Below are 15681 nucleotides of genomic sequence, written 5' to 3' on the forward strand. Positions count from 1 at the left end.
ACCCGGGCCCCGACAGGGGTGGTGCGGTGGAATACCATGGACACGTGACTACTGCTGAGACGACCACGACTCCCGCCCTGCGCACGATCGACCTCCGCGGCCGGCAGCTGTCCTGGGCCGAGCTGCGCGCGGCCGTGCCCCGGCAGAGCACCTCGTCCCTGGCGTCCGCCGAGCAGGCCGTGGAGGAGATCATCGCCGCCGTCCGCGCGGAGGGCGCCGCCGCCCTGCGCCGCTACGCCCGGCGCTTCGACGGTGTGGAGCAGCAGCGGCTGCGCGTGGACCCCGCCGAGATCCGGCGGGCGGTCGACGCGCTGGACCCCGCGGTGCGCCGCGGCCTGCAGACGGCCATCGAGCGCACCCGGGCCTTCGCGGCGGCCCAGCGCCCGGCCGACGCCCGCCTCGAGGTGGCTCCCGGCGCCGTCCTGGTCCAGCGCTGGACCCCCATCCGCCGGGCCGGTCTCTACGTCCCGGGCGGGCTGGCCGTCTACCCCTCGTCGGTGGTCATGAACGTCGTCCCGGCCCAGGCGGCCGGGGTCGGCTCGATCGCCCTGTGCAGCCCGCCGCAGCGGGAGTTCGGCGGCCTGCCGCACCCGACGATCCTCGCCGCGGCCGGTCTGCTCGGGGTGGACGAGGTCTGGGCCATCGGCGGGGCCCAGTCCCTCGCGGCCATGGCCCACGGCGTGGTCGACGGCGAGGACGTGCTCGAGCCGGTGGACACCGTCACCGGCCCCGGCAACGTCTACGTGGCCACGGCCAAGCGGCTGCTGCGCTCCGTGGTGGGCGTCGACGCGGAGGCCGGCACCACCGAGATCGCCGTGCTGGCCGACGACACCGCCGACCCCTCCTACGTCGCCGCCGACCTCATCTCCCAGGCCGAGCACGACCCCGCCGCCGGGTCCGTGCTCATCACCCACTCGCCGGCCCTGGCCGAGCGCGTCGCGGCGGAGCTCGCCGTGCAGGTGCCCCGCACCCGGCACCGGGAGCGGGTCGCCACCGCGCTGTCCGGGCCGCAGTCCGGGGCGGTGCTCACCGACGACCTCGACGCCTCGATCGCGGTGGCCGACGCCTACGCGGCCGAGCACCTCGAGATCCACACCGCCGCCCCGCAGGACGTCGCCGCCCGGGTGCGCAACGCCGGGGCGATCTTCGTGGGCCCGTACAGTCCCGTCCCGCTGGGCGACTACGCCGCCGGGTCCAACCACGTGCTCCCCACCGGGGGCACGGCCGTGCACACGCAGGGACTGTCCACCACCTCCTTCCTGAAGGCCGTGCAGGTCGTGGAGTACTCCCGGGAGGCCCTCGCCGAGATCGGCCCGGACATCGTGGCCCTGGCCGACTCCGAGGACCTGCCCGCGCACGGCACGGCCATCACGATCCGCACCGGGGGCTGATCCGACCGTGCACTGCCCGTTCTGCCGCCACACCGACTCCCGCGTCGTGGACAGCCGCACCACGGACGACGGGACGGCGATCCGCCGCCGCCGCCAGTGCTCCGAGTGCGGCCGCCGGTTCACCACGCTCGAGACGACCACGATCTCCGTGATCAAGCGCTCGGGCGTCACCGAGCCCTTCGACCGGCAGAAGATCGTCAACGGGGTGCGCAAGGCCTGCCAGGGGCGGCCGGTGAGCGAGGACGACCTCGCGATGCTCGCCCAGGAGGTCGAGGAGACGATCCGCGCGCTGGGCGCCGCGGAGATCGAGGCCCACGAGGTGGGGCTGGCGATCCTGGCCCCGCTGCGCCGCCTGGACGTGGTGGCCTACCTCCGCTTCGCGAGCGTCTACCAGGCCTTCGACGGCCTCGGGGACTTCGAGGAGGCCATCGACGTGCTGCGGCAGCAGCAGGCCGAGCAGTCCGGACAGCAGACCATCCCCGCCGCGGTGGAACCCGCCGGTGCCGGGGCAAAGAAGCGCTCCGGCCGCCGGACCCGGCCCCGGAGCCTCGACGGCGTGTCCCAGCCCCGGCTGCTCTGAGCGTCGCACCGCGGCGACACGTCCCGGCGTGTCTCTTGCCGCAGGCCGGAGGAGGGTCGTAGAGTAAGGCACGTAACAAGCTCCCGCCGGGGGCTGCGGAGGGGAAGCCGCGGCCCCCGGCGGGTTTTTTCGGGCCCAGGGCACACGACGACGCCCGGACCCCTCCGCGAGGAGGTGTCCGGGCGTCGTCGTCCGGCGCAGGCGCCTGGCTCAGTCCTCGGTCCCGTGCGGGATGCCCGCCCACAGGCCCGCCCCCACGATGCCCGCGTTGTTGCGCAGCTCGGCGACCTTCACCGGCGTGCGCAGCTCCAGGAAGGGCAGGAACTTGTCCGCCTTCTTCGACACCCCGCCGCCCACCACGAACAGGCTCGGGGTGAACAGGAACTCGACGTGGCTGAAGTAGCGCTGCAGCCGCGTGGTCGCCCACTTCTTCCAGGGCATGTCCTCGCGCTCGCGCGCCGCCGCGGAGGCCTTCGTCTCGGCGTCGTGGCCGTCGATCTCCAGGTGACCGAGCTCGGCGTTGGGCACGAGCTTGCCGTTGAGGATCAGGGCCGAGCCGATGCCGGTGCCCAGGGTGATCACGATGACCAGGCCCTTCACCCCGCGACCAGCCCCGTAGACCGCCTCGGCCAGGCCCGCGGCGTCGGCGTCGTTGAGCGCCTCGACCGGCCGGCCCAGCCGCTCCGTCATCAGCGCGTCCACGTCCGTGCCGATCCAGGACTTGTCGATGTTCGCCGCGGACAGGGCCACCCCGTCCTTGATGATCGCCGGGAAGACGATGCCCACCGGCGAGTCCGGCGCCGGGGCCTCGGGGCGGGACTGCAGCTCCGCCACGATCTGCTCCACGACCTCCGCCACCTTCTCCGGCGTGGCCGGGCGCGGGGTGGCGATGCGGAAGCGCTCACCGACGAGCTCACCGGTGTCCAGGTCGACGATGCCGCCCTTGGTCCCGGTGCCGCCGAAGTCGATGCCGATGACTCGCCGGCTCGGGACGTCCGCGACGGAGCGATCTGGTGTGGTCATGGGGCGGTCCTCTCGGGGGGCCGTGGTCGGATGATCAGTGCGCAGTCTACGGCAGGGTCAGCACGTCCACGCCGTCCTCCGTCACGGCCAGCGTGTGCTCGAACTGCGCGGTGCGCATCCGGTCCCTGGTGGTCACCGTCCAGTCGTCGTCCCACTGCTCCCACTGGATCGTGCCGAGGGTCAGCATGGGCTCGATCGTGAAGACCATGCCGGGCACCATGGGCGTGGCGTAGGACGGGGCGGCGTCGTAGTGCGGGACGATGAGCCCGGAGTGGAACTCCCGGCCCACGCCGTGGCCGGTGAAGTCGCGGACCACGCCGTAGCCGAAGCGCCGGGCGTACTTCTCGATCACCCGGCCGATGACGTTGATCTCACGGCCGGGCCGGACCGCGTTGACGGCCCGGTTCAGCGCCTCCTCGGTGCGCTCCACGAGCAGGCGGGACTGCTCGTCGACCTCGCCCACCAGGAACATCCGGTTCGTGTCGCCGTGGAAGCCGTCCTTGTAGGCCGTGACGTCGAGATTGATGATGTCGCCCTCCTCCAGCACGGTGGAGTCGGGGATGCCGTGGCAGATCACCTCGTTGAGGGACGTGCAGATGGACTTCGGGAAGCCCCGGTAGCCCAGGCAGGACGGATAGGCGCCGTGGTCGCACAGGTACTCGTGGGCGATCCGGTCCAGGTCGTCGGTGGTGGCGCCGGGCACGGCGGCCCGGCCGGCCTCCTGCAGGGCGCGGGCCGCGATCCGGCCCGCCTCCCGGATCAGCTCGACCTCCTCGGGCGGGTAGACGTTCCCGCCCCGGCCCTCGTCGGGCTCGGTCCGGCCGACGTACTCGGGCCGCGGGATGGACGCCGGGACGGGACGCTGCGGGCTCAGGGACCCGGGAGCGAGGGCGCCGACGGGGGCGGTGCCGCCGGGAGCGGTGACGTTGTGCGAGAGCACGGGGGTCTGGTCCTCCTGGTTTTTCGGGTCTGCCGGCCCCGTCGGGGCCTAGGATCTACCCTAACGCGCCGGGTGCCCGGCCGGTCCGGTCGAGGTGGCCCCGGCGGCCCGGGGAAGGAGAGGTCATGAGCGAGTTCTGGTTCAACGTCTACACCCACGAGGTCGAGGAGGGCCCGCAGTCGGACTACCGCAAGCTGCTCGGTCCCTACGCCACCCGCCAGGAGGCGCAGAACGCCCTGAAGCTCGCGGCGGAGCGCACCCGGAAGTGGGACGAGGAGGACCGCGCCTTCGACGAGGGCTGAGCGCCGCGGCTCAGAAGCTGTGCTCGGGACCCGGGAAGGTCCCGGTGCGCACGTCCTGGACGTAGCGGCCCACGGCGTCGGCGACCACCCCGTGGAGGTCCGCGTACTGCTGCACGAAGCGGGGCATCCGCCCGCGGCGCAGCCCGAGCATGTCCTGCCACACGAGCACCTGGCCGGTGGTCCCGGGCCCGGCGCCGATCCCCACGGTGGGGACGTCCACGGCGGCGTCCACGGCCCGGGCGGTCTCGGCCGGGACCATCTCCAGGACCAGGCAGAACGCCCCGGCCGCCTCGAGGGCGCGGGCGTCCTCGACCAGGGCCTGCGCGGCGTCGCCGCGGCCCTGCACCCGGTAGCCGCCCAGGGCGTGCTCGCTCTGCGGCGTGAAGCCCAGGTGCGCCACGACCGGCACCCCGGCCTGGACCATGGCCCGCACGTGCGGGGCGAACCACGCCCCGCCCTCCAGCTTCACCGCGTGCGCCCCGCCCTCCTTGAGGAAGCGCACCGCGGTGGCCACCGCCTGCTCCGGGGAGGCCTCGTAGGAGCCGAAGGGCAGGTCGACGACGACGAACGCGCGCTCGGCGGCCCCGGACACGGCCCGGCACAGCGGCAGCAGCTCGTCCACGGTCACCGGCAGCGTGGTGGCGTAGCCCAGGACGTTGTTGCCCGCGGAGTCCCCGACGAGCAGCGTGTCGACGCCCGCGGCGTCGAAGATCGCCGCCGTGAGGGCGTCGTAGCTCGTGAGCATGGTGAACTTCTCGCCGCGGCGCTTCGCCTCGCGCAGGTGGTGGGTGCGCACCCGGCGCACGTCGAGCGCGCCCGGCTCCGGGCGGGTGGTCTCCTGGGTCATGGCCCCAGCCTAACCGGCGGGCTCCGCGCCCCCGGCGGAGGGCCCGGGCCGGCGCGTTAGAGTGGCCTGGACAGCAGGCGTGCCCGTGTCGGCACGGCACACGCCCCCGGCGCCGGCCGCGGGCAGGAAGACGAGGAACACAGCCATGGACCGTCAGCAGGAGTTCGTCCTCAGGACCATCGAGGAGCGGGACGTGCGCTTCGTGCGGATGTGGTTCACGGACGTCGTGGGCAGCCTCAAGTCGGTGGCGCTGGCCCCGGCCGAGGTGGAGGCCGCCTTCGAGGAGGGGCTCGGCTTCGACGGGTCCTCGATCGAGGGCCTCTCCCGCGTCTCCGAGGCGGACATGCTCCTGCAGCCCGACCCCTCCACGTTCCAGATCCTGCCCTGGCGGGGGGAGACCGAGCCCACCGCGCGGATGTTCTGCAACATCCTCACCCCGGACGGGGAACCCGCCTCCTCGGACCCGCGCGGCGTGCTCAAGCGGGTCCTGGAGAAGGCCTCCGACATGGGCTTCACCTGCTACACCGCCCCGGAGATCGAGTTCTACCTGCTGAAGTCCGCCGACCTCGACGCCGAGGGCCAGCCGGTGCCGGTCGACCACGAGGGCTACTTCGACCACGTGCCCGGCGGCGTCGTGCAGGACTTCCGGCGCAAGGCCGTCAACATGCTCGAGGCCGTCGGGATCTCCGTGGAGTTCTCCCACCACGAGGCCGGTCCCGGGCAGAACGAGATCGACCTGCGCTACGCCGACGCCCTGCAGACGGCGGACAACATCATGACGTTCCGCACCGTGATCAAGGAGGTCGCGCTCGCCCAGGGGCTGTACGCCACCTTCATGCCGAAGCCCTTCACGGAGCACCCCGGCTCGGGCATGCACACCCACTTCTCCCTCTTCGAGGGGGACACCAACGCCTTCTTCGACGGCGGCTCCGAGTTCCGGCTCTCGCGCACGGCCCGCCACTTCATCGCCGGCATCCTCCGGCACGCCCCGGAGTTCACCTCGGTGACCAACCAGTTCGTGAACTCCTACAAGCGGCTCTGGGGCGGGGGAGAGGCACCCTCCTACCTCTCCTGGGGGCACAACAACCGCTCCGCCCTCGTGCGGGTGCCGCTGTCCAAGCCGGACAAGGTGCAGGCCGCGCGGATCGAGTACCGCGGCATCGACTCCGCGACGAACCCGTACCTGTCCTACGCGGCGCTGCTCGCGGCGGGCCTGCAGGGCATCGAGAACGAGTACGACCTCCCGCCCGTGGAGCTGGACGACGTCGCCGCGATGAGCTCCGCCGAGCGCCGCGCCCTGGGGCACAACCCGCTGCCCTCGAGCCTCTACGACGCCATCCGGGAGACGGAGGAGTCGGAGTTCATGGCCGAGCTGCTCGGGGAGCAGGTCTACGACTACTTCCTGCGCAACAAGCGCCGGGACTGGAACGACTACCGCCGGGTGGTCACCCCCTTCGAGCTGAAGAACAACCTCGGCATCCTCTGAGCCCGGGACGGAGCCCGCCATGACCCACCCTCCCCAGTCCGCGTCCGCCACGGACCCCGTGGCCTCCGGGCGGCTCATCAAGCTCGGCTTCGCGGACACGGCCAACGCCCAGCGCTGGCTCGGGTTCCCCGAGCTCGCCCCGGTGGACCAGGACCGGCTGCTGGAGGGCCTGGCGCTGGCCGCCTCGCCGGACGTCGCCCTGCAGCTGACGGTGCGCCTGCTGGAGGGCTCCCCCCAGCTGGCCGAGCGGATCAACGCCGGCCCGGAGGCCTCCGAGACCCTGTTCCGGCTGCTGGGGGCCTCCGAGGCGCTGGGGGAGTTCCTGCTGCGCCGGCCCGAGCACCTCGACCTGCTCGCGGAGCCGGCCGCCGCCGAGCCCGAGGAGATCCCCGCGGAGCAGTTCCGCACCGCGCTGCTGCGCGCGGTGGGCGCCGATCCGGGGGCCCGGACCCCGGTGGCCGGGGACACCGGCGACGACGCCTACACCGCCCTGCGCGTCGCCTACCGCAGGGAGCTGACCCGCATCGCGATCCGCGACGTCGGCGCCCTCTATCCCGCCGACCACATGCCGGCGGTGGGCCGGCAGCTGGCCGACCTCGCCGCCGCCGCGCTCGAGGCGGCGCTGGCCGTCTCCCGGGCCGAGGCGGCACGGACCTGGGCCCCCGAGCTCGTGGACCGGGTGCGGCTGGCCGTGATCGGGATGGGCAAGTGCGGGGCCCGGGAGCTCAACTACATCTCCGACGTCGACGTGGTCCACGTCATGGCCGTGGACGACGGGCCCGAGGAGGACGGGCCCGACGGCGCGGAGGCGACGACCATCGCCACCGCCCTGGCCACGGGCACCGCCCGGGCGATCATGGCGCGCGCGGGAGAGCCGCCGCTGTGGGAGGTGGACGCCAACCTGCGCCCCGAGGGCAAGGACGGGCCGCTGGTGCGCACCCTGGAGTCCCACGTGCGCTACTACGAGCGCTGGGCGGAGTCCTGGGAGTTCCAGGCCCTGCTCAAGGCCCGCCCCATCGCGGGGGACCCGCAGCTGGGGCAGGCCTACCGGGAGGCGATCGAGCCGTACGTGTGGCGCAGCGCCGCGCGCGAGGGCTTCGTGGAGTCCGTGCAGGCCATGCGCCGCCGGGTCACCGACAACATCCCCGACGCCGAGGCCGAGCGGCAGATCAAGCTGGGCCCCGGCGGCCTGCGCGACGTCGAGTTCACCGTCCAGCTGCTCCAGCTCGTGCACGGGCGCACGGACGAGCGGGTCCGCACCCGGGCCACCACCGACTCGCTGAGCGCGCTCTCCGAGGGCGGCTACATCGGCCGCCGCGACAGCGAGCAGTTCGCCGCGCACTACCGCTGGCTGCGCCTGCTGGAGCACCGGATCCAGCTCTTCCGCATGCGCCGCACCCACCTCATGCCGCGCGCCGAGCGGGAGCTGGTCACCGTGGCCCGGTCCCTGCGGGGCGCCGCGGACACCGCCCGCCCCTCGGCGGAGTCGCTGCTCGAGGAGTGGCGCAAGGTCAAGCGCAACGTGCGCGGGATGCACGAGCGGATCTTCTACCGGCCGCTGCTGGCCGCGCTGGCGCACCTGCCCGAGAGCGACACCAGCCTCTCCCCGGAGTCGGTGCGGGACCGGCTGGCCGCCCTGGGCTACCGGGACCCGAAGGCGGCCGTGCGGCACATCGAGGCGCTCACCCGCGGGGTGAGCCGGCGGGCCGAGATCCTGCGGACCCTGCTGCCCGTGCTCCTGTCCTGGCTCGCCGACGGGGTGGACGCCGACGCCGGGCTGCTGGGCTTCCGGCGGCTCTCGGAGTCCCTGGGCACCACCCCCTGGTTCCTGCGGCTGCTGCGCGACTCCAACGCGGCCGCCGAGCGGCTGTGCCAGATCCTCTCCAGCTCCCGCTACGTCGCCGACCTGCTGGAGAACTCCCCGGAGGCGACCGCCTGGCTCGGCCAGGACGACGACCTCTGCCCCGTCCCCTTCGAGACCCTGTGGACCGAGATCCGCTCGCAGATGGCCCGGCACCCCGACTCGGGGGAGGCGATGCGGATGATCCGGCTGATCCGCCGCCGCGAGGAGCTGCGCGTGGCGCTCGCGGACACCTCCGGGCTGCTCGACGTCGAGCGGGTCGCCGAGGCGCTGTCCGACATCGACCGCGCCTGCATCCTGGGCGCCCTGCACGCCGCCGAGCGCGAGGTCTACGGCCGCTCCGGCCGCGTCGCCGAGGTGCTGGTGGTCGCGATGGGGCGGCAGGGCGGGCGGGAGATCGGCTACGGCTCCGACGCCGACGTCATGTACGTCTACGGCCCCGTGGGGGACGCGGACCCGGCCGCCGCCCGGGAGCAGGCCGAGACCCTGCTGCAGCGGATGGTGCAGCTGCTCAAGGCGCCGTGCAGCCCGCCCATCGTGGCGGAGCGGGTGCTGGAGATCGACAACGACCTGCGCCCCGAGGGCAAGCAGGGCCCCATGGTGCGCTCCGTGGACTCCTACGCGGAGTACTACGCCCGGTGGGCCCAGACCTGGGAGTTCCAGGCCCTCACCCGGGCGCTGCCCGTGGCCGGCAGCGACGACCTGGCCGAGGCGTTCCGCCGCGTGATCGACCCCCGCCGCTATCCGGCCGAGTTCACCGAGGCGCAGCTGCTGGAGGTCCGCCGGATGAAGGCGCGGGTCGAGAACGAGCGCCTGCCGCGCGGGGCGGACCCGTCCCGGCACGTGAAGCTGGGCCGGGGCGGGCTCTCGGACGTGGAGTGGCTCGTGCAGACCCTGCAGCTGCAGCACGCGCACCGGCTCCCGGGGCTGCGGACCACCAGCACGCTGCGCGCCCTGCGCGCCGCCGAGGAGGCCGGGCTGGTCCTCGCCGAGGACGCCGCCGCCCTGGCCGCCGCCTGGCGCCTGGCCACCGCCGTGCGCAACGGCAACGTGCTGCGCACGGGCCGCCGCTCCGACGCCCTGCCCTCGAAGCGCGCGGACCTCGAGGCGGTGGCCCGCTGGTGCGGGTACGGCCACGGCGGCGCCCGCCTCCTCGAGGAGGACTACCTGCGGACCACCCGCAAGGCCCGCGCCGTGTTCGAGCGGATCTTCTACGGGCACTGACCGCCGCGTGCGCGGGCGCCCGCGCACGGCAACGGCCCCGGACCCCTGCGCAGGGGTCCGGGGCCGTTGCCGTGGGTCCGCCGCCGGCGGGGAGAACTCCAGCGGGTGCGGGACCACGGAGAGCGGCTTGAGCTCGAACTCGCGCTTGTACTCGATCCAGGACCGGACGGTGTCCTCGGTGAAGACGTCCCCGGCGAGCAGGAACTCGTGGTCCTCCTCCAGGGCCAGCAGCGCCTCCTCCAGCGAGGCCGGGGCCTTCTTGATGTCCTTGGCCTCCTCGGCGGGCAGCTCGTAGAGGTCCTTGTCGATCGGGTCGGCCGGCTCGATGCGGTTGCGGATCCCGTCCAGGCCCGCCATCAGCTGGGCGGCGAACGCCAGGTACGGGTTGCACGAGGGGTCCGGGGCGCGGAACTCGAGGCGCTTGGCCTTCGGGTTGGTGCCCGTGATCGGGATGCGGATGCCGGCGGAGCGGTTGCCCTGCGAGTACACCATGTTGACCGGGGCCTCGAAGCCCTTGACCAGGCGCCGGTAGGAGTTCACGGTCGGGTTGGTGAACGCGAGCACGGCCGAGGAGTGCTCGAGCAGACCGCCGATGTACCAGCGGGCCAGGTCGGACAGGCCCGCGTAGCCCTTCTCGTCGTAGAAGAGGGGCTCGCCGCCCTTCCACAGCGACTGGTGGCAGTGCATGCCGGAGCCGTTGTCGTTGAAGACCGGCTTGGGCATGAACGTGGCCGACTTGCCGAAGGCGTCCGCGGTGTTCTTGATGACGTACTTGAACTTCTGCAGGTCGTCGGCGGCCTTGGTGAGGGTGTTGAACCGGTAGTTGATCTCGGCCTGGCCGGGACCGCCCACCTCGTGGTGGGAGCGCTCGACCTCGAGGCCCACCTCGTCCAGGGCCACGCACATCGCGTCGCGCAGGTCGGCCTGCTTGTCCACGGGGGAGACCGGGAAGTAGCCGCCCTTGGTGGCGGTCTTGTTGCCCAGGTTCCCGCCCTCCTCCTTGCGGCCGGTGTTCCACGCGGCCTCGTCGGAGTCGATGGCGTAGAAGGAGCCCTGCGGCTGGACGTCGTAGCGGACGTCCTCGAAGATGAAGAACTCGGCCTCGGAGGCGAAGTTGGCGACGTCGGCGATGCCGGTCGACGCCATGTAGGCCTCGGCCCGCTCGGCGACGCCGCGGGGGTCGCGGTGGTAGGGCTCGCCGGTGCGCGGGTTCACGATCGAGCAGGTGACCACGAGGGTCTTCTCGACGCGGAAGGGGTCCACGAACGCGGAGGTCGGGTCCGGGATCAGCTGCATGTCCGACTCGGCGATGCCCTGGAAGCCGCGGATGGACGAGCCGTCGAACAGCTGTCCGTGCACGAAGAAGTCGTCGTCCACCGACTTGGCCGGGAGGTTGAAGTGCTGCTGCACGCCGGGCATGTCCGTGAACCGGACGTCGACGAAGACGATCTCCTCGTCCTTGATGAACGCGAGGACTTCCTCGGGTGTCTGGAACATGTGCTGTTTCCCTTCTCAGATGGGCTGGACCGCCGTGCCGAGACGTTCGTGCGGCGTCCTTTTCCGGGGTCAACGCTACGGACCCGGCATTAAGGCTCCGTGTCCCGGGTGTTTCCTCGGTGTTACACGGCACGGCCCGGGGGAGCCACGGTCTGGCGTCAGTCTAGGCGAGATCGCCCCGATACCCTGGGGGGATGATCGACAGACGTGACGTCGGGTCCTGGCTCGAGGGCTCGGGGGCCGGCCCCCGGCAGTACCCGGGGCAGCGCCTGGGGCGCCCGGCGGCCGGGCCGGGCTCGGTGGGCCGCCCCGGGCGGCGGCTCGTGGCCCTGGCCCTGGACTGGTACCTGTGCTGGGCGCTCGCCGCGTGGCTCGCCCCGCAGTGGAACCAGCACGGGCTCGTGACCCTCGCCCTGCTGCTCCTGCTCAACGTGCTGCTGGTGGGGGCCGCCGGGCACACCCCGGGGCACTGGGTGACGGGCCTGCAGGTGCAGACGCTGGACGGGCGGCCGGCCGGGTTCGCCCGGGCCGTGGTGCGCTCGCTGCTGCTGTGCCTGCTGATCCCGCCCGTGGTCTTCGACCCGGACCAGCGCGGCCTGCACGACCGGGCCGCGGACACGATCCTCGTGCGCACCCGCTGAACGTCGCCCCCGACGACGGAGCCCCCGCCTTCCGTGGGAAGGCGGGGGCTCCGTCGTCGGGCGGCTCAGCGGCCGCGCATGGCCTTGCGGTCCGGGCGGGCGCGCATCGGGTCGACGCCCTTGGGCACCGGCAGGCGGTTGCCGAGCGTGCTGATCCGCTTGTGCACGGTCTGCACCTCCTGCTGGGTGAGCTTCTTGTCGAGCTTCTTCATCTGCTTGGACAGCTCGCGCAGGGGCACCTGGCCCTCGCCCTTGCCGGTCTTGATGACGTGGATCGGCACGTTCTGGATCACGGGACCGATCCGGCGCCGCTCCTTCGAGACGATCTTGTCCACCCGGCCGGCGGGGCCCTCGGTCACCAGGACCACGCCGGGGCGGCCGATGGCGCGGAAGACGAGGTCGCGGGTGCGCGGGTCCATCGCGGCCGGCTGCTCCTCCACGATCCAGCCGCGGCGCAGGGCGGACAGGGCCGCCCCGGCGGCCCCGGGCTGGTCCTCGATCCGGGCGAACGCGGCGCGCTCGGCCCGCCGGGACAGGTAGAAGGAGGCCGAGAGCAGGGCGAACGGCAGGCCGATGAGCAGCCCGGTGATCCAGTTGCCGAGCAGGGCGCCGACGAGCAGGAACACCAGGAGCACGCCGAGGCCGATCAGCAGCATCCACCAGCCCACGTTCGGCTCGACCTCGCGGGTCATCTTGAAGACCTGCTTGATCTGCCCGAGGAAGCCGGGGCCCTTCGTGGCCTTCCGCTGCTTTCTCGCCTCGCGCTTCTGCGCCCGGGTTGGCTTCCCGCTCGGCTTCCCCGTGGGCTTCCCGGAGGAGGTGGATCGCGACGCGGGGCGCGACTTGGCGTGGGAAGGTGACACGGTGAGACCTCGTCCTGTGGTGCGGTGGCAGTGGTTCGGGGACCACGGCGCGCGCCGGGGCGCCCGCCGTGGTCCGTCCTCCAGTTTAGCGGGTGGCAGGTGCCGTGACCCGCTCCGGCTCAGCCCAGGCGCTGCACCAGGGAGGACGCCTCCTGGGAGGCGGAGCCCTCGTCCTCGATGTGCGCCAGGTGGGCGGGGATCTCGCGGCCGGACTTCTCCATGGCCCGGGCCCACAGGCGGCCCGCCCGGTACGAGGAGCGGACCATCGGCCCCGCCATGACGCCCAGGAAGCCGATCTCCTCGGCCGCCCGGGAGAGCTCCACGAACTCCTCGGGCTTGACCCACCGCTCGATGGGGTGGAAGAGGGGGGAGGGGCGCAGGTACTGGGTGAGCGTGATGATGTCGCACCCGGCGTCGTGGAGGTCGCACAGGGCCTCGTGGATCTCCTCGTTGGTCTCGCCCATACCGAGGATCAGGTTCGACTTCGTGATCATCCCGGCCTCCTTGCCCTGGGTGATCACGTCGAGGGAGCGCTCGTAGGTGAACGCCGGGCGGATCTGGCGGAAGATGCGCGGCACCGTCTCCACGTTGTGCGCGAAGACCTCCGGCTCGGCGTCGATGACCTGCTGCAGCCGGTCCGGCTTGCCCTGGAAGTCGGGGATCAGGATCTCCACCCCGGTGTTCGGGTTGAGCGTGTGGATCGCCCGGATGGTCTCGGCGTAGAGCCACGCCCCGCCGTCGTCGAGGTCGTCGCGGGCCACGCCCGTCACGGTGGCGTAGCGCAGGCCCAGCTCCTGGACGGACTCGGCGACCTTGCGCGGCTCGGTGACGTCCAGCAGCTCCGGCTTGCCGGTGGCGATGTCGCAGAAGTCGCAGCGCCGGGTGCACGTGGACCCGCCGATCAGGAACGTCGCCTCCCGGTCCTCCCAGCACTCGTAGATGTTGGGACAGCCGGCCTCCTCGCACACCGTGTGCAGGCCCTTGCCGCGCGCCAGCGACTTCAGCTCCTGGAACTCCGGGCCCATGCGGGCGGTGTTCTTCAGCCAGGACGGCTTCTTCTCGATGGGTGTCTCGGCGTTGCGCGCCTCGACGCGCAGCAGGCGGCGGCCCTCGGGGGCAACGGTCATGGTCGGTCTCCTTGTCGAGATGTCGACGGTGGTGCGCTCACGGTCCCGGTGGTTCCGGGGCGGCGCGGATCAGCTGACGGCGGTCGGCCAGGGCAGCGGCCCCGGGAGCCCGGACGGGTCGAACTGTTCGCACAACTCGTCCTGGCGGGCGGATATTTCCTGCTCCATGCGCGCCACCACCGCCTCCGGGGTCACGAGCCGCCCGGTCTCCTGGGACAGGCTCGTGACGGAGGCGTCGGTGATGCCGCAGGGGATGATCCTGCCGAACGGCCGCAGGTCGTTGGAGCAGTTCAGGGCGAAGCCGTGCATGGTCGCCCGCTTGGACACCTGCACGCCGATCGCCGCGATCTTGCGGTCGGGGCCGTGCTCGTCCGCGAGCACCCACGCGCCCGAGCGGCCGGCCACGGTGGTCGCCGGCACCCCGAAGTCCGCGACCACCGCCAGGATGATCTCCTCCAGCAGGCGCACGAAGCGCACGACGTCGATGGGCGTGGTCAGGCGCACGATGGGGTAGCCCACGAGCATCCCGGGCCCGTGGTAGGTGAGCTTGCCCCCGCGCCCGATCTCCACCACCTCAGTCCCGTCGTCGGGGTACTCGTGCGCCTCGGTGCGCCGGCCCGCCGTGTAGACGGGCGGGTGCTCCAGCAGCAGCACGGTGTTGGCGCGCTCACCGGCGACGACCTCCCGGTGCACGTTCTTCTGCAGCTCCAGCGCCGCGCGGTAGTCCACGAGGTGGGGGGCGAAGCCGAGCCGTTCGAAGGAGAGGGACATGGCCCCCAGCCTATCGCGCGGCGGTGACACGCGCGCCGGGCCCGGGCTGTGGACGGCCCCGACGGCACCGGCCCCCGACCGGGCATGCTGGGCACATGCACCAAGGCAGCCCCGCACCGGGCGGCCGGCACCCCGGGTCCCGGCCGGCACCCGCCTCCGCGCGGGACCGGCTCGCGGCGGCCGTGCGCGGCGACGCCCGCGGTCCCTGGCCGCACGGGACGGAGGAACCGCTCCCGCGGCTGCCGCCGGAGGAGGGGCTCGAGCCGGTCCGGCGGCTCGGCGACGGCTCGTGGCTCGTGCGCGAGACCCGCTCCCGGGAGGTCTTCGTCCTGCGGCTCTGCACGGGGGCGGACGGCGCGGAGCGTGCCGCCTCCCGCCGCGCCCTGCTGGCGCTCGCCGTCGACCTGGCCGGCCGGGAGGAACCCCACGTGGTGGCCGTGCGCGGGCTGCTCGGACCCGCCGCGGAGCCCGTGGGCCTCGTCGAGGAGTTCCTGCCGGGCGGGTCCCTGGCGGAGCGCCTTGCCGAGCGCGGGCCGCTGGCCCCGGACGAGGCGGCCGCGGTGCTCCGCGACGCCGCGGCGGGGCTGGCCGTGCTGCACGGCCTGGGCCGGTGCCACGGGGAGCTCACCGCCCGGCAGATCCTCTTCCGCACCGCCGGAACCGGGACCTGCAACCGGCCCGGTCCGGAGAGCGGTCCCGGCGGCGGGCCGGAGGACGGTGCCAGGACCGGGGCGGGGAGGGGAACCGGCGGTGGGCCGGAGGCCGGGGCGGGAGGGGGAACCAGCGGTGGGCCGGAGGACGGTGCCGGGACCCGGCCGGAGGGCGGCACCGGCGGCGGCCCTCCGGCCGTGGCGGCGGTACGGCCGGGCACCGGGGAGGGGAGCCCGCCGGGGGACGTGCGGGCGCTCGGGGTCGTCGGCTGGACGGTGCTCACGGGCCGGGCCCCGGCCGCCGCCCGGCACCGGGCCCCGCTGGCACGGCTGCGCCCGGACGTCCCGGACCCGCTCCGCCGGGCGGTGGAGGCGGCGCTCGCGGAGAACCCGTCCGACCGTCCCACCGCCGCGGAGATGGCCGCCGGGCTCGGGCTCCTGCCGACTCCGGTCCCGACGGCCGCGGCTCCGGCAGCCG

12 protein-coding genes and 2 pseudogenes are annotated in these 15681 nt (G+C 73.4%); 7 read left to right on the forward strand and 7 right to left on the reverse strand.

Annotated elements, in window-relative coordinates:
- Positions 1-44: 44 nt before the first annotated feature.
- Positions 45-1391 (forward strand): histidinol dehydrogenase, encoded by a 1347-nt coding sequence (gene hisD / locus AYX06_RS00405; protein WP_062733312.1) that lies wholly within the window; start codon positions 45-47, stop codon positions 1389-1391.
- Positions 1392-1398: 7 nt separating this feature from the next.
- Positions 1399-1971 carry a transcriptional regulator NrdR gene (gene nrdR / locus AYX06_RS00410; RefSeq protein ID WP_062733315.1) on the forward strand — a complete coding sequence of 191 codons (573 nt, stop codon included), beginning with the start codon at positions 1399-1401 and terminating at the stop codon, positions 1969-1971.
- Between the two features lie 210 nt (positions 1972-2181).
- Here nrdR and ppgK read toward each other — a convergent pair whose 3' ends face one another.
- Both ppgK and map read right to left on the reverse strand, forming a co-directional pair.
- Positions 2182-2994, reverse strand: a complete 813-nt coding sequence (ppgK, locus tag AYX06_RS00415; protein WP_062733318.1) for a polyphosphate--glucose phosphotransferase — start codon at positions 2992-2994, stop codon at positions 2182-2184.
- Between the two features lie 46 nt (positions 2995-3040).
- Positions 3041-3934 (reverse strand): type I methionyl aminopeptidase, encoded by an 894-nt coding sequence (map, locus tag AYX06_RS00420; RefSeq protein ID WP_062733321.1) that lies wholly within the window; start codon positions 3932-3934, stop codon positions 3041-3043.
- A gap of 125 nt (positions 3935-4059) precedes the next feature.
- Between map and AYX06_RS19595 the strand changes: the two genes are divergently transcribed.
- Entirely contained in the window at positions 4060-4236 is a 177-nt protein-coding gene (locus AYX06_RS19595; protein ID WP_139318569.1) for an SPOR domain-containing protein, read from the forward strand.
- A 10-nt stretch (positions 4237-4246) separates the two neighbouring features.
- On the opposite strand, the gene panB is transcribed toward AYX06_RS19595, so the two are convergent.
- A complete protein-coding gene (panB, locus tag AYX06_RS00425; protein WP_062733324.1) occupies positions 4247-5083 on the reverse strand; it encodes a 3-methyl-2-oxobutanoate hydroxymethyltransferase in 837 nt (278 codons plus the stop codon).
- Between the two features lie 145 nt (positions 5084-5228).
- Here panB and glnA (AYX06_RS00430) point away from each other — a divergent pair, with 145 nt between their 5' ends.
- On the forward strand, positions 5229-6569 hold the full coding sequence (gene glnA / locus AYX06_RS00430; RefSeq protein WP_047801484.1) for a type I glutamate--ammonia ligase: 1341 nt from the start codon (positions 5229-5231) through the stop codon (positions 6567-6569).
- Positions 6570-6588: 19 nt separating this feature from the next.
- Entirely contained in the window at positions 6589-9654 is a 3066-nt protein-coding gene (locus AYX06_RS00435; RefSeq protein WP_062733326.1) for a bifunctional [glutamine synthetase] adenylyltransferase/[glutamine synthetase]-adenylyl-L-tyrosine phosphorylase, read from the forward strand.
- A gap of 93 nt (positions 9655-9747) precedes the next feature.
- Here the strand turns inward: AYX06_RS00435 and glnA (AYX06_RS19050) are convergent.
- Positions 9748-11151: pseudogene (glnA, locus tag AYX06_RS19050) on the reverse strand (type I glutamate--ammonia ligase); the annotation flags it as partial.
- 194 nt (positions 11152-11345) lie between these two features.
- Between glnA (AYX06_RS19050) and AYX06_RS00450 the strand changes: the two are divergent.
- Positions 11346-11792 carry an RDD family protein gene (locus AYX06_RS00450; protein ID WP_062733336.1) on the forward strand — a complete coding sequence of 149 codons (447 nt, stop codon included), beginning with the start codon at positions 11346-11348 and terminating at the stop codon, positions 11790-11792.
- Between the two features lie 65 nt (positions 11793-11857).
- Here AYX06_RS00450 and AYX06_RS00455 read toward each other — a convergent pair whose 3' ends face one another.
- The 3 genes from AYX06_RS00455 to lipB form a co-directional block, all read right to left on the reverse strand.
- Positions 11858-12655, reverse strand: a complete 798-nt coding sequence (locus tag AYX06_RS00455; protein ID WP_062733339.1) for a DUF4191 domain-containing protein — start codon at positions 12653-12655, stop codon at positions 11858-11860.
- A gap of 119 nt (positions 12656-12774) precedes the next feature.
- The gene (gene lipA, locus AYX06_RS00460) at positions 12775-13782 is read right to left on the reverse strand and encodes a lipoyl synthase (RefSeq protein WP_062733342.1); all 1008 of its coding nucleotides are present in this window, start codon (positions 13780-13782) and stop codon (positions 12775-12777) included.
- Positions 13783-13851: 69 nt separating this feature from the next.
- Positions 13852-14553 carry a lipoyl(octanoyl) transferase LipB gene (gene lipB, locus AYX06_RS00465; protein ID WP_062733345.1) on the reverse strand — a complete coding sequence of 234 codons (702 nt, stop codon included), beginning with the start codon at positions 14551-14553 and terminating at the stop codon, positions 13852-13854.
- Positions 14554-14648: 95 nt separating this feature from the next.
- Here lipB and AYX06_RS20900 point away from each other — a divergent pair.
- Positions 14649-15194, forward strand: a pseudogene (locus AYX06_RS20900) (protein kinase); the annotation flags it as partial.
- Between the last annotated feature and the right edge of the window lie 487 nt (positions 15195-15681).

Origin of the sequence: Kocuria turfanensis, assembly GCF_001580365.1 — a bacterium.
In the GTDB taxonomy this organism is placed as follows: domain Bacteria; phylum Actinomycetota; class Actinomycetes; order Actinomycetales; family Micrococcaceae; genus Kocuria; species Kocuria turfanensis.